This is a genomic window from Rhodothermales bacterium, from assembly GCA_034439735.1.
GTDB lineage: Bacteria > Bacteroidota > Rhodothermia > Rhodothermales > JAHQVL01 > JAWKNW01.
In genome coordinates this window covers 1-23,038 of sequence record JAWXAX010000175.1, presented here as the reverse complement: position 1 = coordinate 23,038, position 23,038 = coordinate 1, and the positions used below count along the sequence as shown (strand labels likewise).

Here is a 23,038-nt window from a genome sequence, read left to right as displayed (position 1 = left end):
CGCCGGGTTTCGACCCATGGCGGATACCGCGGTCGCTGAGGCAACGCCGGGTTTCGACCCATGGCGCATAACGCGGTCGCCGGTGTGACGCCGGGTTTCGACCCGGATGGCGTTCGGGCACGAGGGTACGTTGTGCCGGGTCGAGACCCGGCCTACGATACCATTTGCACGACTTCGAATTTGAGGTATTGCGTCTCGGGCATGGCGTCGAGGACGGGGTGGTCCGGGGGCTGGCAGCCGTGGTGGAGGGTACGTAGGGTAGTCCCCGTCTTGATGGCGCTGTAATGGACGAGTTTGAGGAATTCTTTCTCCTCCAGCGCGTGGGAGCAGGAGGAGGTCGCGAGGATGCCACCGGGGTTTAGCAGCTGCATGGCGGTGATGTTGATGCGCTGGTAGGCGCGGGTGGCGGCCACGAGGTGTTTTTTGCTCTTGGCGAACGCCGGCGGATCGAGCACGATCAGGTCGAACGTCTTGCCCTGCTCCTTGAGCCGGTCCAGCTCCTCCAGGGCGTCGCAGAGCTGAAACGTGATCGTATCCTCCAGCCCGTTGAGCGCGGCGTTATGCCGGGCCCGCGTGAGGGCGGTCTCGGCGATGTCAAGCGCCAGCACAGACGATGCCCCGCCGGCGGCGGCGTGCAGGCTGAAGCCGCCGTCGGCGCAGCACACATCCAGCACGGACCGGCCCCGGGCCAGCCGGCCGACAAACGCGCGGTTCATCCGCTGGTCGATAAAAAAGCCGGTCTTGGGGCCGTCCAGCACCTGCACATCGAAAAGAATCCCGTTCTCCTGAATCCGGACCGGGCCTTCGAGCGCGCCGCGGATGACACCTTTTTGCTCGGGCAATCCATCCTTCCCACGCAGCCAGACGTCGTTCCGCTCGACAATCGCGGCCGGCTTGAGGCGCTCCTCGAGGAGGCCCAGCACGAGGTCGCGCTGCCGCTCCATCCCGAAGCTGAGGCACGTCCACGTCAGCACATCTCCGTAGCGGTCGACGATCGTCCCGGGAAACCCGTCGCTTTCGCCGAAGATCAGGCGATAGTGGGGGGCGTCGTGGAAAAAGCTTTGCCGAAGCGCGAGCGCGGCGTCGATCTTCCGGGCAAAAAAGGCCTCGTCGATGGCCTCGGCGGGATTCATGGTGAGCATCCGGACGCCGATGAGGGACTCGGCATGATAAAAGCCTTTCCCCAGCGGCCGGCCGTCGGCGGCCAGCACCTCCACGATGTCGCCCGTCGCGGCCGCGTCGGCCGTGTAAATCTGGTTGGAAAAAATCCAGGGGTAGCCCTTCAGAAGATATTTATCTTGCCGGTGGCGGAGGGTGATGGGCATCGTAGGCGGTAGGATGGGTGAGGGGCGCTATCAGACGAACGATGGCCCGGTGCGTTCCGGCACGGGTTCTGCCGGCGATGGGGAACGCGGGTTCGGAAGGGCCGTTTTAGGGGCGATACTATCGTCATACCAGCCGAGCGGGTGTCCTCCCGATTCCACTAAACCATTTCAGGCCCATACGCACACGGTTACTGTCCCATCTTCAGATCGTCTTCCCCAACTTGATGGGGATCCATACAAGTCTTGAATCTAGCATGGATCCCCGCTTTACTTCGTTAGTCGCTTCGCTCGTTTCGCGGGGAAGACGAATGAGGGGAGGTTAATCTCATTCTCGTTTCTCAAGTAACCCGCCGGCAGGTTGTTGCACGTATGTATCGCAGTCTCATCTCCCTTCGCACGCTCCTCCTACTGATCGTACTCCTTGCGGGGGGCGATCCTGTTTTCGCCCAGAAAACCGCCAAATACGGGGCCGACTTCCTTTCGGGCGGCGTCGGCGGGCGGGCCCTCGGGATGGGCGGGGCGCACATCGGCATCGTGCGGGACGTCAGCGCGTCCTACTGGAATCCGGCCGGCATGGACGGCATCGGGTACCCCGAGGTGGCCTACATGCACGCCGAGCGCTTCGCCGGCATCGTGTCGTTCGATTACGCCGCCGTGGCGCTGCCCATCAGCGCGCAGTCGACCGTCGGCCTCACGATCATCCGCAGCGGTGTCGACGACATCCCCAACACGCTCAACGCCTGGGATGCCGAGCGCAACCAGCCGAAGCCGAACCCGGAGAACTTCATCGAGCGGTTTTCGGCGGTGGATAACGCCATCATGCTCAGCTACGCCCGCCGGCTCCGCGACGGGCTCGCCGTCGGCGTCAGCGGCAAGCTCATCCGCCGCAAGATCGGGGATTTTGCCGACGCCTGGGGGTACAGCTTCGACATCGGCGCACAATACCAGAACGACCGAGTGTTCCTCGGCGCGAACCTGCAGGATATCTCGACCATGCTCCAGAGCTGGAGCGTCAACAAGGCCGAACTCGCCGCGCTGGAGGATTTTGGGCAGGAGATCCCGGACGGCGGGACAGTGCTTGTGCTGCCGGTTCTGCGCCTCGGCGCCGGCTACGTCGCTCCGTTTAACGCCAGCAATCTTACCCTCGCGTTCGACCTCGACGTCGCCTTCGACGGCCAGCAGGCGTACGTCCTCAACGCCGGCGATGTCTCCTTCCACCCGCGCATCGGGGCCGAATACCTGTTCAAAAACGTCGTTGCCCTCCGCGCCGGCATCAGCCGGATGCTCATCGACGACACCATCGGCGGGATCAACCTGACCCCCAACGTCGGCGCCGGCCTCCGCCTGAATCAGTTTTCCATCGATTACGGGTTCGGCGACTTCGCCGGACTCACCGCCGACCTCGGCTTTTCCCACCGCATCGCCGCCCGCCTCGTCCTCCAGCAGCCCCGGATGGCGCGGCCGGAATAAACGGGTTGCACGTTACAGGTTGCAGGTTACAGGTTCTCTAGGCGGGCAGGTCGACTGCCGGGTCGTGAGGCGTGTGTCTTGAAACCGCATCTTTCAGGCATGACCACCGCCCCTGCCGACACCGCATCTCGCCAAACGCTTGCCCTCGTCATCCCCGTGTTCAACGAGGAGGCCGTCGTGCCGCTCCTGCTCGCCGAAATTGCGGCCTTTCGGGCGACGCGGCCGGATGTCACGCAGGTCGTATTCATCGATGACGGCAGCGAGGACGCCACCGTGCGCCTGCTCCAGGAAGGCATAGCCGGCCTGCCGGGATACTGGATTGTTCGATTTTCTCGCAATTTCGGGCATCAACTGGCGATCACGGCCGGGTTGGGCGTCGTTGATGCGGACGCGGCGGTGATCCTGGACGCTGACCTGCAGGACCCGCTCCATGTCGTCGACGAGATGATGGTCCGCTGGCGCGAGGGGTTCGATGTCGTGTATGCGATACGCAGCCGGCGAGACGGCGAGTCGGGGTACAAGCGGTGGACGGCGGCCCTGTTTTACCGGATCTTCCGCTGGATAGCCGACCTGGAGATGCCGCTGGATACAGGCGACTTCCGGTTGGTCTCCCGCAAGGTCATCGATGTCTATAACAAGATCGGGGAGCAGCAGCCCTTTGTGCGTGGGATCATCTCCTGGGTAGGGTTCAACCAGATCGGCGTTTCGTACGTGCGTGCGCCGCGGGCCGCCGGCTCATCCAAATACTCCCTCGGTAACATGCTGAGGTTTGCCCTTAGCGGTCTCACCTCGTTCTCGGACAAGCCGCTTCGGATCGTTATCCGACTCGGGATCGGCGTCGCGGTCTTGGCTGTCCTCGGGTTGCTATTCGCCGTTGGGCTGGCGTTGGCCGGGGAAGGGGGCATCACTCTCGGCACAGCGCTCATCTTCGTCGGGTTTTTCTTTGGCGGCGTCCAGCTCCTGTTTCTCGGGGTAGTGGGGATCTATCTGCTGCGGGTATACGAAGCCGTAAAGGGCCGGCCGCGGTACATCGTGGATTCGCACTGGCGGTCGGATACCTGACGGATTCGCCACACTCGGCACTAAATCCCCGGTTGCGACGTTCTACCGGCACGGCCGGCGGGTTCGATAGCTTTCCTGCCGGATTACCCGGTTTTGTCATTTTGTCTCGCGTGTGGTACACTGCACGCACCGGTACACACCGATCATCCTGCTAAGCGCATGCACCAGAGCGACTGGTTCGGCCTGATCTCGAGTCTGGCCCTGCACCTCCTCCTGTTTATCCTCCTGTATTTTGTTCGGACGGACCCGCTCATCCCGGAAGAGCTGGGGTTCATCCAGGTGGAGTTCGGCACCTTCTCCGAAGGCCGGCCCGTTCAGCGGGCGCCAATGGCCGTGCCCGAGCAGGAGCGCCCCACGCCGGATCCGGAACAGCCCCTCGATGAGCGGCCCGCGCCGAGTGATCCTGAGGTTTCCAAACCGGTCGATCTCCCCGACCAGGAACAGCCCAGCGTCGATGAAGAAACCGTCTCCACCCCGGAAACCGAGGTAGAGGCCATCAAGCCAGAAGATCCGAAGGAGGAAGAGAAGATCGAGGAAGAAGAAACGCCCCAACCCCGGCCGTTGCGGCCATTGGGCAGCGGCGCGGTAGATGGAAATGCCGGCGCCGAGATCGGCGATCAGGGCGAGGGCTCCGACGAGGCCAAGACGGCGCCGTACCAGATCGAGGGCCTCAACCGCACCCCGCTGGTCACCGCGCTGCCCCTGTACGTCGAGAAAGTCAACGTAACGATCCGCATCCGAATCACCGTCAGCCCCACCGGCGAAATCATCCGTCGCGTCCCGCTGCTCAAAGGCAATCCTCGCCTGGAGCAGTCGGCCATGGAAGCACTCACCCGCTGGCGGTTTAACCCACTGCCTCCGAATGTCCCCCAGGAGAATCAGATCGGCGTTATCACCTTCCAATTCCGGCTCGAATAACCCGCCGGCCCGTTTGCTACAGCATGTTGCCAGCTGTACGAAGCCGACCACCTGACGTCTCGTGACACGCAAGGCTGAATTCATAGCCCTTCTCCTGGCGGACGCCGTCGCCGTGTGCCTCGCGTCTGTCCTGTATTATCTGGCGCGATTCCAGTGGGGCTGGTTCGACGATCCCCGGTTTTACCCGGAACCCGTCTCGGTCGTGCTCGCCCTGGCCGGCTACTGGCTGCTGGTATTTTTCTTCTTCGGGATGTACCGCGAACGGTACGCATCCAGCCGGTTCGACGAACTCGTCTCCCTGATGAAGGTCGTCTCCATCGGCATCCTCGTCCTCGTCTTCGCGATCTTTATCGATATCCTCCAGCCGGGGTCGACTCGCGCGCTGATCTTTTATTACTGGCTGGATGTCTACCTCCTCGTGGCGCTCGGGCGAATCCTCGTCCGAACCGTGCAAAAGGTGCTTATCCTGCGCGGGTACGGCACACACAACGCGCTGATCGTGGGGTGGAGCGACCGCGTCGAGCAGCTGCATGAGGACATTGCACGTTACCCCGCGGCCGGTCTCAACGTGGTCGGCGCCCTCCGAATCGGGCATCGAGAGACGAGGCTACAGCGCGCCCTGGCTGGCGAGGGGCAGGAGGATGCTGATGAGTCCCCGGTCGAACAGGTGCAAGATATCGAAGTCTTGCCGGACCTCATCGACCAGCTCAATGTCCAGGATGTGCTCATCGCCATCGGGGCGGACGATCAGGCCTCGCTGATGGATGTGCTCCGCCTTTGCGACGGCAAACCCGTGTCCCTCAAGCTGGTGCCGGACTTTTACTCGGTCATCGGCGGCATGGCGCGGACCGAACATCTCTATGGGCTTCCCCTCATCGAAGTGCTGCCGGAGCCGATGCCGGCGTGGGAAGAGAGCACGAAACGCATCATCGACGTCGTCGTCTCCCTGATCGTTTTGGTTGTTGGTCTTCCACTCTGGGTGTTGCTTACGGTCTTGATCCGGCTCACCTCGCCCGGGCCGGCTATCTTCCGCCAGCAACGTGTGGGCCTGCACGGTCGCGTGTTCACGATGTTTAAATTCCGAACCATGCGCCAGGACGCCGAGGCTACAACGGGCCCCGTATGGGCCAGCGAAGACGACCCGCGGTATACCCCGATCGGGAGTTGGCTCCGGAAGACCCGGCTGGATGAAGTCCCGCAGTTTGTCAACGTGCTCAAAGGGGAGATGAGCCTCGTCGGCCCGCGGCCCGAGCGACCCTATTTCGTCGAACGCCTTTCCCACGAGATACCCCTCTATAGCCGGCGCTCGCGCGTCAAGCCAGGCATCACCGGATGGGCCCAGGTCATCTGGCGTTACGACGCCAGCCTCGCCGATGTGAAGCAAAAGGTGAAATACGACCTGTTCTACATCGCCAACATGAGCCTGCGCATGGATTTTAAAATCCTCTTCATGACGATCAAAACGGCGGTGATGGGGAAAGGGAGGTGAGAAGGCAAAATGCAAAATGCAAAGTGAAAAGTAGGGACGCGATACATCGCGTCCATGTATCATGGTCACGTCCACGTTTGGTGATTGCGTCCACGTTTGGTGATTGCGTCCACGCTTTGTGATTGCGTCCACGTTTGGTGATTGCGTCCACGTATCGTGATTGCTTCACGTAATAACGTTCAACGCGTAACGTCCCTTCAACACACACATGCAAACGGAAGTAGTACAGACCGACGTCACGGACGAGGAGGCAAGCGCCCGGTATCGCGCCTTAGTATTACCCAGGGTAATCGAGGAGAAGATGCTCCGGCTGATCCGGCAGGGCCGGCTGTCAAAGTGGTTTAGCGGGTTCGGGCAGGAAGCCATCGCCGTGGGGTGTGTGTTGGCGCTGGAAGACGACGACCACATCCTCCCGATGCACCGCAACCTGGGCGTGTGGACGACGCGCGGGCTGCCGCTGGACACGCTGTTTTGCCAGCTAATGGGCAAAGCGGGCGGCTATACCCACGGGCGCGACCGCACCTTCCACTTCGGTCTACCGGAAAAACGGCTGGTCGGGATGATCTCCCATCTGGCGGCCATGTTGCCCGTGGCCTGCGGCCTGGGCCTCGCCAGCCAGCTCGGCGATCGCCGCACGGTCGCTCTTACTTTTGTGGGCGATGGGTCCACCCGGGAGGGAGATTTCCATGAGGCGGTCAACCTCGCCGCCGTCTGGAAGCTGCCGGTCATTTTTGTGATCGAAAACAATCAGTACGGCCTCTCCACCCCGACGGGCGACATCATGGCGGCGCGCCACTTCGCCACGGCGGCGGCCGGCTACGGCATCCCCGGCCATGTGGTGGATGGGAACGACCTGGAGGCCGTCATCGAGCGCGTCCGCGCGGCCGCCGAGCGCGGCCGTGCCGGCGAGGGGCCCACGCTGCTCGAGATGGTCACCTTCCGGATGCGCGGCCATGAGGAGGCCTCTGGCACGAAATACGTTCCGCCTGAACTCATGCAGAAATGGGCGAAGAAAGACCCTGTCGCGCGCTACGAACGGGTGCTTCTTCGCAAAAAACAGCTCACGCGGGAAGCAATGACGGCGTTGCGGACTGAACTCGAGGCCCGCGTGGAGGCTGCCGCGGAGTTCGCACTCGCGCAGCCCGAAGAGGTGAGCACAGCCGAGCGCGAGCGGGGTGATGTCTTCGCGCCTTCACCCCCTCCGCCATCGACCCCCGAAAGCCCGCGTGAAACGCTGCGGTTCGTCGATGCCATCCGCCAGAGCCTCTGGCAGGCCATGGAGGCGGACGACCGATTGGTGCTGATGGGGCAGGACATCGCCGAATACGGCGGGGTCTTTAAAGTGACCGAAGGATTCGTCGAGCGCTTCGGAAAGGCGCGCGTGCGTAATACGCCCATCATCGAAAGCGGGGCGATCGGCGCGGCGCTGGGGCTAGCGCTGGCCGGCTACCGCCCGGTCGTCGAAATGCAGTATGCCGACTTCATCACGTGCGGCTTCAACCAGATTGTAAACAACCTCGCCACCACCCACTACCGCTGGGGAGCCCCCGTGCCCGTCACGATCCGCGCCCCGTTTGGCGGTGGCATCGGCGCCGGCCCGTTCCACTCGCAATCCATGGAAGCCTGGTTCACCCACGTGCCGGGCCTGAAGGTGGTGATTCCATCCAACCCCGAAGACGCCAAGGGGCTGCTCCGCGCCGCGATCGACGACCCGAACCCGGTGCTGTTCTTCGAACACAAGTTCCTCTACCGATCCATCAAGGGCGAGGCGCCAGCCGGCCCGTGCTGGACGCCACTCGGCTCGGCCCGAATCGCGCGAGAGGGGACGGACGCGACCATAGTGACGTACGGCGTCGGGGTCCACTGGGCGCTGGAAGCCGCCGCTGCCGAAGCGAGCCGCAGCGGGGCATCGGTCGAAGTGATCGACCTCCGCACCCTGGTGCCATGGGACCGCGAGACGGTGCTCGCTTCCGTTAAAAAAACGAGCCGCATGATCGTCCTCCACGAGGCCTCGCTCACCGGCGGTTTCGGCGGCGAACTCTGCGCCACCATCGCCGAAGCGGCCTTCACCTACCTCGACGCCCCACCCATGCGCGTCGCGTCGCTCGACACCCCCATCCCGTTTTCCACCCAGCTGGAGCGCGACCTCTATAGCGGCAAATCGCGCCTGCAGGGGGCGCTGGAGCAGTTGCTGGAGTTTTGAAGGGGTTGAAGGTTTAAGGTTTAATACTTCGGACAGTTTACAAAGGAGTGCGCTGCCGCGTGACAATTCAGGCCCCTCCCCGTATCAAGTACGGGGCAGGCTCTCGGGGCGAGGAGGGGCCTGATCGTCAGGAACGGTCCAGCTACAAAAAGTGTCCGAAGTATTAAGGTTCGAAATTCAACGAGCTTCACGCATTAAACCTCGAACCTTAAACCTTAAACCTTAAACCGACAACTGTCTTCGCCGGCACTCGCCGGGGAAGACAGTTGCTAAGACTGTTAAGAGGATATACAGGTCGTGTTAAATACCGACCGTTCGGCCACAAAAAAGAGCACGTCATGGAGGGGGGGCGTACTTTCGGGCGCTTCCTTATACATCAATCCGTGCACGCAGTGAAACGTCAAAAAGGCAGACCGTTTCGGTCGGTAGGCCTGCTCTTGGGTTTACTTTTTTGGTCACTTGCACCCGGTACAGTCAACGCCCAACAGGCCTCGCTTCGGGGCTTTGTGACGGACGCCTCGTCCGGGCAGGCGCTGGACCTCGTGAACGTCGTCGTCGAGGGAGTGGGTGTGTCCGAGGGGGCGAGCACCCGGGCCGACGGCCTGTATCAATTGACACGGCTCGACCCCGGCGCGTATGTGGTGCGCGCTTCGTTTATCGGCTATCGCCTCTATAGCGACTCGCTCGACCTGGCGCCCGGCCAGGTGCTTACCGTCAACATCGTGCTTCACCCCGTCGAAACCGAGATGGACGAACTGGTGGTGGAGTCGGCCGGCATCGCCTCCGTCGCGGTGCCCGTGGCCGGGCTGCAAACCATCCGAGCGGCCGACATCGACCGGGTGCCCACGCCTGACGTCTCGGGCGACCTGGCGTCGCTGCTCACAACCATCCCGGGCGTCGTGTCCACCGGCGACCAGGGCGGCCAGCTGTTTATCCGCGGCGGGGAGCCGTCGCAGAACATGGTACTGCTGGACGGGATGCTCGTCTACCAGCCCTTCCACATCCTCGGGTTTTATTCTGCGTTTCCGTCGGATATCGTCAATCGGGCCGATATCTACGCCGGCGGGTTCGGCGCTAAATTCGGGGGCCGGCTCTCGTCGGTGATCGACATCCGATCGCGTGATGGCAACACGCAGTCGTTCGCCGGCTCGGGCGCCATCTCCCCCTTCATCGGCGCCCTCCAGTTCGAGGGGCCGCTGATCCCGGGACGTGTTTCCTTGCTGGCCTCGTACCGCAAAGCGTTATTGGACCGGATCGCCACGCAGTATATCGACGACCGCCTGCCGTTTGAGTTCGACGATCTCTTCGCCAAGTTGTACATGAAGGTGTCGTCCACCAGCAACCTCTCCGCCACCTATCTCAAGACGAACGACAGAGGCACACTCCAGGACGCGAGTGCGGACTTCGTGCCGGACGAAGTGTCGTGGACCAACGAGGTACTCGGGGGGAGGTACCTGTTCCTCCCGCGCAACGTCCCGGTGGCCGCCGAGCTGCGTATCTCCCATTCCCGGCTGGAAAACGGCATCGGTCCGGCGGCGGCGCCCGTTCGTACCTCGTCGATCGAGGACACCCACGTCTTGCTCACGGCCAGTTTCGTCGGCTCCCGCGTGAACGCAGACGCCGGCATGGACCTGCGCACGATCTCCCTGACGAGCGAACTCGGTGGGCTGTATCAGAATGTCGAGTTCAGAAACGCGCGGCTCGGCAACTGGGGGAATTTTCTGGAGATGGATATCGAGATAGGTGAACACGCCCGCTTCCAACCCTCCCTGCGTGCCCAATTCTACAAGGTGCGTTTCCAGCCCTACCTGGAGCCGCGGCTACGCTTCGTTTGGGAACGAGGCGGGCACCAGATTAGCGCCGCGACGGGCATCCACCACCAGGAGATCGTCGGCCTCACCGACCGGCGCGACGCCGCGAATGTATTTACAGCATGGACGAGCATCCCCCCCGAGGACGGGCGTTCTCGGAGTGTCGACGCCGGACGCATCCAGAAGGCCACCCATGCAATCGTCGGGTACAGCATCGACACCGCTCGGGGGATCCGGCTGTCGGCCGAGGGCTTCTACAAGCACTACGCGAACTTGCTGGTGGCCGAGTGGACAGCCTACCCGCGGTTCACGACCCGCATGCAGCCGGCCTCCGGCCGCTCGGCCGGATTCGACGTGCGTATGGACGCGCAGCGCGGGCCGCTGTATCTCCAGGTAAACTACGGCTATTCCGCCACCCGGTACCAGGCCGAGCAGGCCAGTATCCAGGTCTGGTACGGCGTGGAGACGCTCGATTTTCGCCCGCCGCACGACCGGCGTCACCAGCTCAACCTGTTGACGGGGGTCGAGGTGCGGGGATTCGAGGTGAGCGCACACTGGACCTACGGCGCCGGCCTGCCGTATAGCCGTGCCATCGGGTTCGACGGGTTTGCGCTCATCGAGGACATCGTCAACGTCGGCGAGTTGCCGGCGTCGCGTCGCGTGATCTACGAGCGACCGTATAATGCGCAACTGCCGGGTTACCACCGGCTGGACGTGAGCGTCGAGCGGTCGTTCGTCATCGGGCGGAGCCGGCTCACGGCGCAGGCGAGTGTGCTCAACGTGTACGACCGCGCCAACATTTTTTATCTGGATGTGTTCACCCTGCAACGCGTCGATCAGCTTCCGTTCATCCCATCACTGGGCCTAAAAGTCGCCTTCCAATGATCCGTGCATCCCTCTTGTGCGCCGTGATTGCCGCCGGGATGGTCGCCGGCTGCGATTCAGACATCAACCCGGTGATCGGGACCGATCAGCCGTTCACCCTCTACGGCGTGGTCTCGCCGCAGCTCGATACCCAGCGTGTGCTCGTGTTTCCCGTCGAGGGACAACTCCGGCAGTTGACCGATGCGCCGCTCGATGCCGTGTTCAGTTGGACCAATACCGAAACGGGCGCCTCAAGCACCTGGCAGGACTCGTTGATTCGCCAGCCCGATGGCTCGTTCGTGCATATGTACTGGTGGCCTGGAGCAGCCGATTTCGGGCGGCGTTACGATGTGCGGGTGGCCAACGGCGCCGGGGTCGAGACGCAGGTCACCGTGCGGGTGCCCGGTGAGAGCGAGATCGTGATCCAATCCCCCTCGTTGGCCTCAAGCACCATCGTACCAGTCCGCGTCCTCGGCGATGTGCCCAACCTGCTCAAGCTGGAACTGGAATACGGGTTCGACTACACCCAGGCTTCGCTGGGAGAGAAGCTCGAATCGCTCGTGATTCCCTATAACGAGCAGGCCAGTCGCGTGGCGGATGGGTGGTTGATCCAGGTTAATCTGGCCCGGGACTACCGAACCGTTCTGGATTATATCCGCTCCCAGCGGGCGATCGAGCTGGCGCCCGGCATTCAGCTCCGGGGCATTCAGATCCGGTTTCTGGCCGCGAACGAAGAGTGGTCTCCTCCCGCCGGCGGCTTCGATCCGGAAATCCTCGTACAACCTGGCACGATGGACAATGTGGAGAACGGGTTCGGGTTTGTCGGCGCCGGCTACCGCGTAACGCACAACTGGCTGCCCGAGGAAAGCCTCGCCAATGCGGCGGGGTTCAGGCAGTAGGGGGTTGCAGGTTGGCAAGTTGGCAGGTTGCAGGTTTATTAGACCTGTAACCTGCCAACCTGTAACCTGCCAACCTATTCCCGCACCAACGGCCTGATACTGCCTTTAGGAGGCATGCGGTCCAGGACATCCTGGAGCTCCTGTTTGAGATCGCGGGTCAATTTACCCGGTCCTTCGTTGCCGTATTCTTCGAGCACGGCGTCCATGCTGGCGATGAGGAGGGACTGGATAAGGAACGGATTGTGGGCCGTGCCACCGTACACATCCCCGCCAAACTCGGCCAGGTGGTAGTTAAAGAAGGCGCCTTCCGCCGTGGTGAACGTCGGGTCGGCAGGGTCGATCACCCCGCCGGCTTCTTCCAGATTCGGGTCCACGATCGACAGGAGCGCGAACAGATCGTCCGCGAGATCTTGGATTCGGTCGCTCGTTGTCGCCATGGCCAGCGCAGCCGCGTCTTCGGTGGCGTGGCAACCCGACGAGGCGCAGGAGTCAAACGAGCGCTCGGCCGTTGAGATGGCGCAATCGGTATTGGTCGTCGGCTTACCCTGGGCATCGACACACGGCATGGCGGTGAACAGGTGGCCCGTGGCGCTGAACACGAAGTCGCCCGTGTCCTCATCCGTCACCTCGAAGCTGTTCACGTGGCAGGTGGCGCAGAGTTTGGGGTTGGCCTCGCTGCCGTGGGTCGCGATGATTTCGCCCGGGTCTATGTTGGCGTTCGGCGGAAACCAGCCGGCGTCGCCGACGAGCAAGGCGGTTTCCGGCGCATGAGGTTCCAGGCCGCGGGCCGAATTCGGGTCTGGCACCGTCCGCCGGTCGTGACAGGCCGCGCACAGGTGTTGCTCGACGGACACCGTGGCCACGGGGCGGCGCAGTTGGCCTCCGTTCTCCCCGTTGTGCGGGTCGTGGCAGACGCCGCACGTGATGGCCAGATGCTCGGGCGAGTCCTTTTCCACGTAGTTGTCCGTCACGCCCCAGGCGGCAAGTACACCCTGACCGCGGTGGCAGCCCTGGCAGGCCTCGCGGCCGGCGGCCGACTCGACCACCGTGGCGTGTTTGGACTGGGCCCATTCGTCGGCGAACGGGTGGTGGGCGCCCTGGTGACACTCGGCGCAACCGGTCGCGTTGGCGATATCGGCCGTGATGTCGCCCACGGACAACGAAGCAATCGGGTGGGCGGTGTCGATGTCCGGATTGGCGGCGTGCGCCTGGCCCGGACCGTGACAGCTTTCGCACTGGACGTCGTGGTACCGCTCGTCTTGGGTGGCCTCCCAGCCCGAGGCATCCGTCAGCGGATTGCCGAGGGCCCCGACGGCGTGGCAATTCTCACAGAAGGCCTGCGCATTACCGCCGTCCTGCAGGCCGGCCCACGCGCCGGCGTGTGCCGTGAACTGCCACTCGGCCTGCTGGCCGACATGGCAGTTGCCGCACACCGTCAGCTTCTCATCCTGGTCGTCATACCCCAGGAAGCCCAGGGCTTCAGCCGGAGGATCTTTGAAAAACGGCCGTTCGACTTCCACGACCTCGCGGAGATCGCAGCCTCCGACCATTACCATACTGAATGCACCGAGCAGACCTGCGAGTCCAATGATAAATGATGAGTAGCGCGTGCGCATAGGGGATATTCTTCTTGGGGTGAGCGGGCGTGCCAGATCCGACAGGGACGCGTTCAGATGGCCGTCTTCGTAGACCTATCCAGTATACTGGGCCCGGTAATTAGATGCGAAGATATGCCGGAGTATTAATGCGGGAAGTAGTGATATCCTTACGCCTACTCTAGGGGAGTTCCCTACATTAGGGTCAGGTTAAATTGGTATTCTGCAGTCAGCGCGTCAGACGTAGTTTTCTCACGCACAGATGGCGCTCCCGGCGAAAACGGGCGTCATTACGGCCACAATATACACAGAACGCCATGCGCTACCCATACGCTGCCTCCCTGGTGCTGCTTCTATTACTGGTATATACGGCTCCGGTGAACGCCCAGGTCGTCGAAGACACCTCGTCCGTTGAATTTGGTTTTGACGATATCGTGGAAGAACCGCCGGCGCCGGCCACCGAGTCGCTCGGCGGATGGCTGGACATGGTACACATAAGCGGTCGATTCGACGTCAACTTCGAGGTGCAGAACCCCCTGGAGAACGAAGCCCTCCAACAGCGATCGATCCGCAACTACCACAAGTTTCTGTTCTTGAAGGTGACTCCGACGGATCGGATCACCCTCGATGCCGAGGTACTCGATTTATCCTACTACGAAATCGGCTACGACCTCTCCAGTCGGTTTAATCTGCGCGCCGGCAAAATCTGGGTGCCCTTCGGCGCCACTCCGTTCCACCACTATTACGGCGGCCGTCAGGGGGATCCGTTTACGGGCCTGTTGCTGCCGAACGTGTGGTCGGAATTCGGGGGCAACCTCCATGGCCAGGTGTATTCGGGCGACAATATGGCGATCGCCGGCGATCTCTTTGCTATTCGCGGCTTCCAGAACGAGCTGGGCCAGGTGATCAGCTTCACGAATGGTGGAGCGGACGATCTGTTCGCCTATGGCGGTCGCCTCCACCTGAGCCTGGGGAGTAAGATTCAGGCCTGGGGCTCCGCCCTGTATAACGAGTTCGGGGTCGAAGACGCGGAAGGGCAGGTGTTGCTCTGGGGCGGCGACCTGTTGCTGGACTACGGCCTGCTCGACGTCCCTTTCCTGCGCGATCTCCGCCTGCGCGCCGCGTTCGCCCGCGCCGAGGTGCAGGATGACGTGCTGGTCGACCCCGATAATAACAGCGAAAGCTGGTATTTCCGCTACGGCGACTACGCCGAAGTCTCCTATCGTGGCCTCCGAGTCGTCACTCCGCGCGTCCGTTACGGCACCATCATCGATTTCGATGACGACGTGACGAACAACGACAGCCACAACTGGGAGGTCGCCCTCATCACACGAATCCAGCAACACCTTATGCTGTTGGCCCAGTACCAGTTTAATCAGGAGGAGGTAAACGAGGTCGATAACGACTTATTTCGATTCGCGATGATCTTTGAGTTTTAAGACACCCCCCGAACCACCCGGTCCCTTTAACTCACCACCCTTATGGACTCACTCCCCACAATGCGCCTTTCCCGCCTCCCGATGGCGTTTAAGCTGCTGTTTACCGCTGCGTTGATGACGCTCGGCACAGGGTATATTTTCGCGCTTTCGAACATCGCTCTGAAGATTGGATTCAGCCCCGACCAGGCGGCAGAGCGCTATTACGGAAACGAAGCCTCTCGCCGTGTAATGGAAGGGTTAGAGGAAACTCCGGTCGAGGGAGAGGCCGGCGTCAGCGAGGAATCGGAAGAATTTAGCTTCGACGATCTGGATACGGACGAAAGCATGTCCGACGAACCCATCGTCTCTATCCCTACCTTTGAAGCGCTGGTGTCCGAGGGGCATTTTCACCTGTTTGGCTATACCACGATCTTTTTCGTGTGCGGCCTCGTTATAGCCCTGGCGGACCTGCGCGGTTGGCTGAAGAATGCCCTGATCGTCGCGCCCTTCGCCGCTTCCGTGCTCGATATCTGGAGCATGCTGCTGACCCGCTTCGTCGGTGCGGGCTTTGCCTGGCTCCTCGTCGTTTCCGGCATGGTGATGGCCATGTCCTTCCTGCTGGTGTTTGTCATTGGCATCTACCAGCTCTGGTTTCTTCATCCTCACACCAACGATATATCCTGACTATGCGTCGACTCAATCTGATTTTCGCTACCGCTCTCGTGGCCGTCGCCCTGGGCGCGCAGCCGGCCGTAGCCCAGATAGCCAAGACCAACGGGGTCGTCACGATGAAAGACGCCCTCAAGGAAATGCTCCAGAACCACGGAGCCGCCACGCTCAAGAAAGTGTCCGTCACCGTAGATGCGGACAAGAGCAAGGCGCTTGCCCAGACTTACGGGGTCGAAACAGCCGGCACCTACACGGTCTATCAGGGCATCGGGGCCGACAAGTCCACCGTGACGGGCACGGTCGTGATTGTCAATGAACAAGGGAAAGAGGGGCCACTGCAGCTGCTCGTGGCGTTGAATCCCGAAGGTAAGATCTACGATCTCGGCTTTACTGTTTTTGGCGAGGACAAAGGCAAATCGGCCAGCACCTGGGGCTTCCTCAAGCAGTTTGTCGAGAAAAAAGCCGGCGACCCATTCGTCGTTGGTAACGACATCGATGGGGTAAGCGGCGCCACATGGAGTTCCAACTCGGTCACCTCCGCCGCCGAGCGTGGGGTTGTCGTCTTTGCCGAGTTCCTGAAATAGGGGCCGGCACTCCGGTACATGTTATGAACCATACGCTGGGTGTTTTACTTGCCGCGTTGTTTCTCGCGGGTTGCGGGACTGAAAATCCATTCAGTCGCGGATTTGAAACGAACGACGGGGGAAATGGCGGACCGATCACCGGCGATGTGAGCTTTGCCGCAAACGTCGTCCCGGCGCTTCGCGGATGCCCTGCCTGCCATAGCAGCGGCGCCGGCGGCTGGACGTACGCTGGCGGCGGCGGCGCGTACGGCGCGGTTGCTTCGGTCGTCGATACCGGCTCCCCGGCCAACAGCCTGTTGCTGGTGAAAGGCTCGGGCGGCGCCGGCCACGGTGGGGGAACGGTGCTTTCGGCCTCGAGCTCGGGCTACGCTACCATCCTTGCCTGGATCGAGCAGGGGGCGAGAGATAACTGATTGGCGATCAGCGATTAGTGATGAACGAAGCGGCGCTGCTCATCGCCAATCATCGTCGCGTCTCACTCTACGAGGATCGCCAGCCGGCGATTTTGCCGCCGGCTTTCGCTGTCGTCGCCCTTGGAGATGGGATCGGTTGCGCCGAAACCAGCGACCTGAAGGCGGGAGGCGTCGACGTTGTTATCTAAAAGATACTGATACAGCGTACGGGCGCGGGCCTCGGAGAGCACCTGGCGGTCGGTTTCGGCGCGGTCGGCATGGCCCTGAATCGTGAGACGGATCGCCGGATAGGCAACAAGTGTTTTGGCGAGGCCGGCTGCCTGGAGTTGCCCGGCCTCGTTTACTTCCGTGGCCTGGAAGCCAAATCGGATCTCATCCAACACAAACACGCGAGGCAATTCGTGGCCCCGTGTCCCGAGGAAGTCGGCGAGACGACCACCCAGGCTTTCGGCCTCGAGTTGCAGCGCCGCCGCGTCGGGTCCGATGCGGTCACCCGCCACCAGGGGCGGCGGTTCAGGAGGAACGACATCGTCAGATGGAATCGCTGAGCTAGCCGGCGGGGACGGCGCCGGCCCACCACGGGCACCCGCGGAGGAAAAAGGGGAGGAGCAGTATGGCAAGCAGGGGGATGATCCACGGCAGCCAGAGGCGTGCGCCGGCACGCTCTTGCGGCCCGGCGGCGGGCTGAGGGACCGCACTCGGGCGAGGCGGGGCATCCGGGGCCCTGGGAGGGGGAATGCTGGACACGGGTGCCTGCCGCGGAGCGGCGAGGGTCAGACGTTCCGTTTCGGTGACGAGGCGTGGCGCGACGGGCGCCAGCGTCACGCCATAGGCCGAGGCGAAACCGGGCATCGCATGGATAAAAAACCGGATGTACCGCTCGGTGTCCTCTTCGCTGCTGAAATACCGGCTGCGCGCGATTTGCTGGCGGTTGCCGGCGAGGATGACGAAGAAATAACGCCCATCCTCCTCTTTGATCAGGTACGAAGCCCGGTGGCCGCTATGCTTGATGATCGAAACGATCCCGTTGTCGCGGCTCTTGCCGTTACGGTAGCCCTGGCTGTACAACAGTGCCTGGCCGGCATCGTCGTTGAAGTGGAAGAAGTGGTTCTTCGACCCGGCATCTCGAAACGTCTCGAAGCCCGGTTGGCCGGAGGTCGATGCCCGCGACAGCATGTAGGCGTCGTTGGGGCCGGTACGATTCGGGCTGGAGGGCTTCTCGGTGCGTGATAGCTCGACCGGCGCGATCTCCAGCAGAAACGCCATGGCCGCTGCTCGCTCCGGGGCGGATGCAAAGGAACGGCTCCGGGCGATCTCGGTGCCATTGCGCGCTTTCACGATGAAGTAATAGGCGCCGGCTTCCTCTTTGAGTGTGTACCTCGACGCCAATCCGCTGCTTTCGAGCACCGCCAGCAGCCGTTTATCCCGTTGAGACGTCGCGTTAAATCCGCGGCTGTAGAGCAGCGCACGGCCGGAGTCGTCGTTCACGTGGAAAAAATACTGGGTGTCGTCTTCATCCTGAAACGACTCAACGCCGCGACGCCCGGACCGCGAGGTGCGCTCGAACCGGTACAGCGAGGCCAGTTCGGCCGCGTTGAACTGGAGAAAGGCCGGCCGGCGGCCTACCACCTCTGTCGTGCGGGCAATCAGCACTTCGTACTCAGCCCGACCCCGCGCCTCGTTGACAAGCGTGGTGAGCAGGTCCTGCGCGGCGACGGGCGAGTCCAGCGAACGGCTCCGGACCAGCGTTCGGCCGGCCTCATCACGCACGGCCACGCGGTTGTCCGCAACGGTCAACCGGCCCGGTGTCGCCAGTGCCGCGATCACTTGCTGGATAGTGTCGGTGCAGGCGTCGATTGAGGCGACCGGGATACCTACGAGCAGGACAGCGCCCTCGTCCGACTGAAGTTCAAACGTATACTGGCGATCCGAAGGGCTCTGGGAGACGAGAAAACGCATGGGCGGGGGGCTTGATGATCGAGTCACGCGAACGCGGCGACCGGCGTGGAGGCCGGCGTGCGGTGGGAAGGGCGTTTCCGTGCGTGGGTCGATAAGGAAGAGCGCCGTTCCTGGATTTTAGGAAGATTATCTCGTTTGTGCAACGCGAAACTCCTCCAACATTTGATAATGCCTAAGAGACCTGCGCGTTATCTTCGGGCGACAAGGTTTTAGCGAGATAGGGGGCCCGGTCCCAGCATTCGACCTAACGCGGAATGACCATGGCAAAAGCGGCATCTATGCATGAGGAAGGACAAAAGGCGCCCGAATTCGAAGGCATCACCCAGGATGGCAATCCGTTGCGATTGGCGGCCTACAAAGGCCGAAAGGTGGCCCTCTTCTTTTACCCCGAGGACGATACGCCCGTGTGCACACGCCAGGCCTGCAATCTGCGCGACGGGTATCACCGGTTGCTGGACGCCGGCATCGCCGTGATCGGAATTTCACCGGATTCGACGGAGGCGCACGATGCGTTTATCGCGAAGTATGAACTGCCCTTTCCACTCGTGGCGGACCCGGACAAGAAGATTCTGAACAAGTATGGGGTCTGGGGGGAAAAAAACATGTATGGCCATATCGTCACGGGTGTAAAGCGCACGACGTTCCTCATCAACGAAAAGGGGATCGTCGTCCATGTCTTCAAGCGTCCGAAAGTAGATGACCACGCCGGCGAAATCCTGGCGCGGTTCGGCGCCTGACCCGGATCAGGACGTTGTCTGCGTCAGCGCGTGGTACCCCAGCGCAAGACGTAGGGATCGCCGCCCTCCGGTGAATGGAGAACCACCAGTCCGGACCCACGGACGGGCAGGGGCAGTTCGAGCGTGAGATCGTCCATCAAATACGCGTCGCACGAGTCGCCACCGTCCTCGTGCACGATCCAGAGATGGACGGTATCGCGGCGGGCGGCGTAATCGAGTACAAAGTCATGATCGGCGCAGCCCCCGGTGTACGAGAGGCTGGCCAGCAGTCGATCGCCTCGAATACGCGGCGGTGTGTCTGGTCCGCCGGCCGATCCGGAGGGGATCAGTTCGTAGGGCGCGCCAAACTGCGGACGCACCGGCGCGGGTTCGCAGCCGGCCAGCGCGAACGCCGCCAGCGTGCACCCGAGGAGCGAGGGGATGGCCAGACGAATCATAGCGGAAGATAACGCATGCGAGACGAAAAGTACGAAGCGGTCATCGGTCTGGAAGTGCATTGCCAGTTGGCAACGGATTCGAAGGCATTCAGCCCGGAATCGGCCTCCTTTGGAGCGGAGCCGAACCGGCATATCGACCCGGTAAGCCTGGGTCATCCGGGCACGCTGCCCGTCCTGAACGATCGGGTCGTGCCCTTCAGCGTTCGCATGGGTCTCGCGACCCATTGCGCCATTGCCCCGCGCTCGGAGCTGGCGCGAAAGCACTACTTCTACCCCGATCTTCCAAAAGGGTACCAGATCACCCAGTACGATACGCCGATCTGCGCCGGCGGCTACCTGGATCTGATCGATCCCGAGTTCCCGGACGTCACGCCCCGGCGCATCGGCATCACGCGGATCCACATCGAGGAGGACGCCGGCAAGTCCGTCCACGACCTGGATGTGGTCGATACCCTGTTGGACTACAACCGGTGCGGCGTGCCGCTCATCGAGATCGTGTCCGAGCCCGATCTCCGGACCCCGCGCGAGGCGTTCCTGTATCTGCAGAAGATCCGTCAGATCGTCCGTTACCTGGACATCTGCGATGGTAACATGGAGGAGGGGTCGCTCCGGTGCGACGCCAACGTGTCCATCCGCCGGCGCGGCGAGACGCGCCTCGGTACGAAGGCGGAGATCAAGAATGTGAATTCTTTCCGCAACGTCGAACGGGCCATCGCCTACGAAATCCGCCGGCAGGTCGAGATCGTGGAAGGCGGTGGTGAGATCCGCCAGGAGACGCGGCTGTGGGACGCCGTCAAACTCGAGACACGCTCGATGCGGTCGAAAGAGTTCGCGCACGACTATCGGTATTTCCCGGACCCGGACCTTGTCCCGATCGTCGTGGGCGACGCGTTGCGCCAGGCGCTGGAAGCCTCGCTCCCCGAGCTGCCCGAGGCGCGAAGCGCGCGGTACGTCGAACAGCTGGGCCTGCCGGCGTACGATGCACAGGTACTCACGGAGGAACGCCCGGTGGCCGACTACTTCGAGGCCCTGCTGACGGCGCTACCGGATGCCGGGGAGGCGACCGGCCGCGCCAAGGCGGCGTCAAATTTTGTGATGTCGCACGTGATGCGTGCGCTCAACGAACGCGGTCTGGAGATGGCCAAATTTCCAATCGCGCCGGTTCGGCTTGCCGGCCTCGTTCGCCTCCGCCTGTCCAATAGCATCAACTCATCTGCCGCCCACGAACTGTTCGAGGCGATGCTTGATGCGCCCGACGAAGCAGAAGCCCTGGCTTCCGCCCGCAATCTGATCCAGGTATCCGATACCTCCGCGTTGTTGCCGATCGTGCAAGACGTGCTGGACGAGCACCCCGCGGAAGTCGCGTTGTACCTGAGCGGCAAACAGGGGTTGATCGGGTTTTTTGTCGGCCAGGTGATGAAGCGCTACCCCGGCTCGCCCGATCCCAAGGCGGTTCGGACGATCATCGCAGAACAGGTTGCATCCCGGAACGTATAGGGGGCCTCCCACCGTCGTCATCCATCAACATCATGTCATTCCTCGTGTATTCCCTGCGTAGTTGCGCCGCATCGTTGTGCCTGGCGTCGGTTGTCGTGCTGGCCGGCTGCGGCGGCGAGCCATCCGCGGTCGACGGAACGATCCGGAGTCATTTTTGGGGCGCCTTCGCGGTCGATGCCGCCGTTGACTCCGTGGCCGACTACAGGGGGTTCGAGGTCCTCATCGCCGACGGCCTCCCTGGCGAGTGGGACACCCTGGCGTATGGCGTGAGCGGGCCGGATGGGATTGTCGAGATGGAAGTCACCGCGCCGCGGGCGGACATCTTCACCCTCCAGGTGAGCCGATCGGGTGCGGCGCTGGTGCGCGACGAGATCGTCGTGGCCGATGGGGATTCCGCCACGGTGAAGGTCACCTTCCCGCTGGGGAGCAGGCCGATGCTCATCCGGTCCCGTGAAAACGCGGTGTTGATGGGCTTCAAGAATACGCTGGCCACCCACGCGATGGCCATCCAGGAACTGCAACGCGCCGGCGAATCCGACCCGGCGCCCTACAGAAACCGCGTGCTCCAGAGCGCTGAAATCCTCTGGGGTCTGGGGGAGACTAACCCCGGTACGATTGCCGGTGAACTGGCGTCGTCGCAGTCCATCCTCCTGTTGCAGGATGTAAACGACTCGCTCCTGGTTGCGCGTTCGCAGGTCATTGATCAGTTTAATCCCAACTTCCAGACGGTCGTTGAAACGGCCCGGCGCACCGAGATGCTGCTCCATGGCTCGCCGGCGGCCGTGACCCTCATGCAGGGCTTTCTGGAACGCGCGACGGACCCCGGACCCCGCGTGGCTGTGTTGACCGAGCTGATCATCGCGTATCGAGACAACCTGCAGGTCGACGAAGCCGTGACTCTGGCGCAGCAGATGAAAGTCGAGTTTCAAGACAGCAGCGTCACGGCCTGGGCGGATCGCGCGTTGTACGATCTTCAGAACCTGATGCCCGGCATGGCGGCGCCGGATTTTCAGGCGGTGACGACGGCCGGCGACACGATCTCGCTGGCCTCCTTTCGTGGGCGGGCGCTGCTGCTGGAGTTTTACGCCCCCGGGCCGGCTTTTGAGCGAGAGCTGAACGTCCGCAATGCGTTTTATCGGGCTACCGTCGAAGGGGCCGACCGCTTTGAAATGGTTTCGTTTTCGCTCCAGCCGGATAGGGACCTCAACGCCGCCTTTTTCCAGGATCGCGACATCCCGGGGATCCACGTCTTTCTGGAGGAAAGCCTGGATGCCGCAATCGTGGAGCACTACAACATCAACCTCTTGCCCACCCGCTTTGTCATCGACGCAGACGGCGTGCTCGTCGGCAAATACGTGCGCGACAATGCGACGCAGGCTTTCCAGGACGCACTCACCGTATCTCTCCGTCGCCCGAGCTGACGCCGGGGCGCCTTTTATCCAACCCAACCCATTCAAACTGCTATGTTTATCGCCGGCAACTGGAAAATGAATACAGACGTGCGTAGCGCCGTTGTGCTTGCCGCGTCGATCTGTGAACACGTAGGCCCCGGCACCCGTACTCAGGTGGCCGTGTGCCCGCCGTACATCAGCCTGGATGTGGTGGGTCGCGCCATTCGGTCGTCGGCTTCGCCGGTCAAGCTGGGTGCTCAGGATATGCACTTCGAGGACGACGGCGCCTTCACCGGG

At 62.4% G+C, this 23,038-nt stretch carries 20 protein-coding genes; 15 read left to right on the top strand and 5 right to left on the bottom strand.

Annotated features, from left to right (window positions below):
• Positions 1–152: 152 nt before the first annotated feature.
• A complete protein-coding gene (locus SH809_13590) occupies positions 153–1,325 on the bottom strand; it encodes a class I SAM-dependent rRNA methyltransferase (GenBank protein MDZ4700737.1) in 1,173 nt (390 codons plus the stop codon).
• A gap of 369 nt (positions 1,326–1,694) precedes the next feature.
• Between SH809_13590 and SH809_13585 the strand changes: the two genes are divergently transcribed.
• From SH809_13585 to SH809_13555, 7 genes are all read left to right on the top strand, one after another.
• Positions 1,695–2,795, top strand: a complete 1,101-nt coding sequence (locus SH809_13585; protein MDZ4700736.1) for a PorV/PorQ family protein — start codon at positions 1,695–1,697, stop codon at positions 2,793–2,795.
• A 99-nt stretch (positions 2,796–2,894) separates the two neighbouring features.
• Complete coding sequence (locus SH809_13580) at positions 2,895–3,857, top strand: glycosyltransferase family 2 protein (GenBank protein ID MDZ4700735.1); 963 nt, start codon at positions 2,895–2,897, stop codon at positions 3,855–3,857.
• A 159-nt stretch (positions 3,858–4,016) separates the two neighbouring features.
• Positions 4,017–4,775 (top strand): TonB family protein, encoded by a 759-nt coding sequence (locus SH809_13575; protein ID MDZ4700734.1) that lies wholly within the window; start codon positions 4,017–4,019, stop codon positions 4,773–4,775.
• A 61-nt stretch (positions 4,776–4,836) separates the two neighbouring features.
• Entirely contained in the window at positions 4,837–6,264 is a 1,428-nt protein-coding gene (locus SH809_13570; protein ID MDZ4700733.1) for a sugar transferase, read from the top strand.
• 208 nt (positions 6,265–6,472) lie between these two features.
• Positions 6,473–8,467, top strand: coding sequence for a dehydrogenase E1 component subunit alpha/beta (locus SH809_13565; protein ID MDZ4700732.1), 1,995 nt, complete (start codon positions 6,473–6,475; stop codon positions 8,465–8,467).
• A 437-nt stretch (positions 8,468–8,904) separates the two neighbouring features.
• The gene (locus SH809_13560; protein MDZ4700731.1) at positions 8,905–11,163 is read left to right on the top strand and encodes a TonB-dependent receptor; all 2,259 of its coding nucleotides are present in this window, start codon (positions 8,905–8,907) and stop codon (positions 11,161–11,163) included.
• A complete protein-coding gene (locus tag SH809_13555; protein MDZ4700730.1) occupies positions 11,160–12,041 on the top strand; it encodes a hypothetical protein in 882 nt (293 codons plus the stop codon). The genes SH809_13560 and SH809_13555 overlap by 4 nt, the downstream gene beginning before the upstream one ends.
• A gap of 74 nt (positions 12,042–12,115) precedes the next feature.
• On the opposite strand, the gene SH809_13550 is transcribed toward SH809_13555, so the two are convergent.
• On the bottom strand, positions 12,116–13,657 hold the full coding sequence (locus SH809_13550; protein MDZ4700729.1) for a cytochrome c3 family protein: 1,542 nt from the start codon (positions 13,655–13,657) through the stop codon (positions 12,116–12,118).
• Positions 13,658–13,953: 296 nt separating this feature from the next.
• On the opposite strand from SH809_13550, the gene SH809_13545 reads away from it, so the two are divergent.
• Genes SH809_13545 through SH809_13530 form a run of 4 tightly spaced genes read left to right on the top strand, consistent with a single transcriptional unit; the run spans position 13,954 to position 16,720 of the window.
• Positions 13,954–15,075, top strand: coding sequence for a hypothetical protein (locus SH809_13545; protein MDZ4700728.1), 1,122 nt, complete (start codon positions 13,954–13,956; stop codon positions 15,073–15,075).
• Positions 15,076–15,117: 42 nt separating this feature from the next.
• Positions 15,118–15,738: a hypothetical protein gene (locus tag SH809_13540; GenBank protein MDZ4700727.1), complete on the top strand. Its 621-nt coding sequence runs from the start codon at positions 15,118–15,120 to the stop codon at positions 15,736–15,738.
• Between the two features lie 2 nt (positions 15,739–15,740).
• Entirely contained in the window at positions 15,741–16,307 is a 567-nt protein-coding gene (locus tag SH809_13535) for an FMN-binding protein (protein MDZ4700726.1), read from the top strand.
• 23 nt (positions 16,308–16,330) lie between these two features.
• A complete protein-coding gene (locus tag SH809_13530) occupies positions 16,331–16,720 on the top strand; it encodes a hypothetical protein (protein ID MDZ4700725.1) in 390 nt (129 codons plus the stop codon).
• A gap of 62 nt (positions 16,721–16,782) precedes the next feature.
• On the opposite strand, the gene SH809_13525 is transcribed toward SH809_13530, so the two are convergent.
• Both SH809_13525 and SH809_13520 read right to left on the bottom strand, forming a co-directional pair.
• The gene (locus SH809_13525; protein MDZ4700724.1) at positions 16,783–17,220 is read right to left on the bottom strand and encodes an OmpA family protein; all 438 of its coding nucleotides are present in this window, start codon (positions 17,218–17,220) and stop codon (positions 16,783–16,785) included.
• A gap of 49 nt (positions 17,221–17,269) precedes the next feature.
• Entirely contained in the window at positions 17,270–18,679 is a 1,410-nt protein-coding gene (locus SH809_13520; GenBank protein MDZ4700723.1) for a hypothetical protein, read from the bottom strand.
• Between the two features lie 254 nt (positions 18,680–18,933).
• Here SH809_13520 and bcp point away from each other — a divergent pair, with 254 nt between their 5' ends.
• Positions 18,934–19,416 (top strand): thioredoxin-dependent thiol peroxidase, encoded by a 483-nt coding sequence (gene bcp / locus SH809_13515; protein MDZ4700722.1) that lies wholly within the window; start codon positions 18,934–18,936, stop codon positions 19,414–19,416.
• Between the two features lie 23 nt (positions 19,417–19,439).
• Here the strand turns inward: bcp and SH809_13510 are convergent, their stop codons facing one another.
• Complete coding sequence (locus SH809_13510) at positions 19,440–19,853, bottom strand: hypothetical protein (GenBank protein ID MDZ4700721.1); 414 nt, start codon at positions 19,851–19,853, stop codon at positions 19,440–19,442.
• 15 nt (positions 19,854–19,868) lie between these two features.
• On the opposite strand from SH809_13510, the gene gatB reads away from it, so the two are divergent.
• From gatB to SH809_13495, 3 genes are all read left to right on the top strand, one after another.
• Positions 19,869–21,350, top strand: coding sequence for an Asp-tRNA(Asn)/Glu-tRNA(Gln) amidotransferase subunit GatB (gene gatB, locus SH809_13505; GenBank protein ID MDZ4700720.1), 1,482 nt, complete (start codon positions 19,869–19,871; stop codon positions 21,348–21,350).
• A 32-nt stretch (positions 21,351–21,382) separates the two neighbouring features.
• On the top strand, positions 21,383–22,771 hold the full coding sequence (locus SH809_13500; protein MDZ4700719.1) for a TlpA disulfide reductase family protein: 1,389 nt from the start codon (positions 21,383–21,385) through the stop codon (positions 22,769–22,771).
• Positions 22,772–22,813: 42 nt separating this feature from the next.
• Positions 22,814–23,038: triose-phosphate isomerase (locus tag SH809_13495; protein MDZ4700718.1), on the top strand; the 225-nt coding region annotated here is incomplete at its 3' end.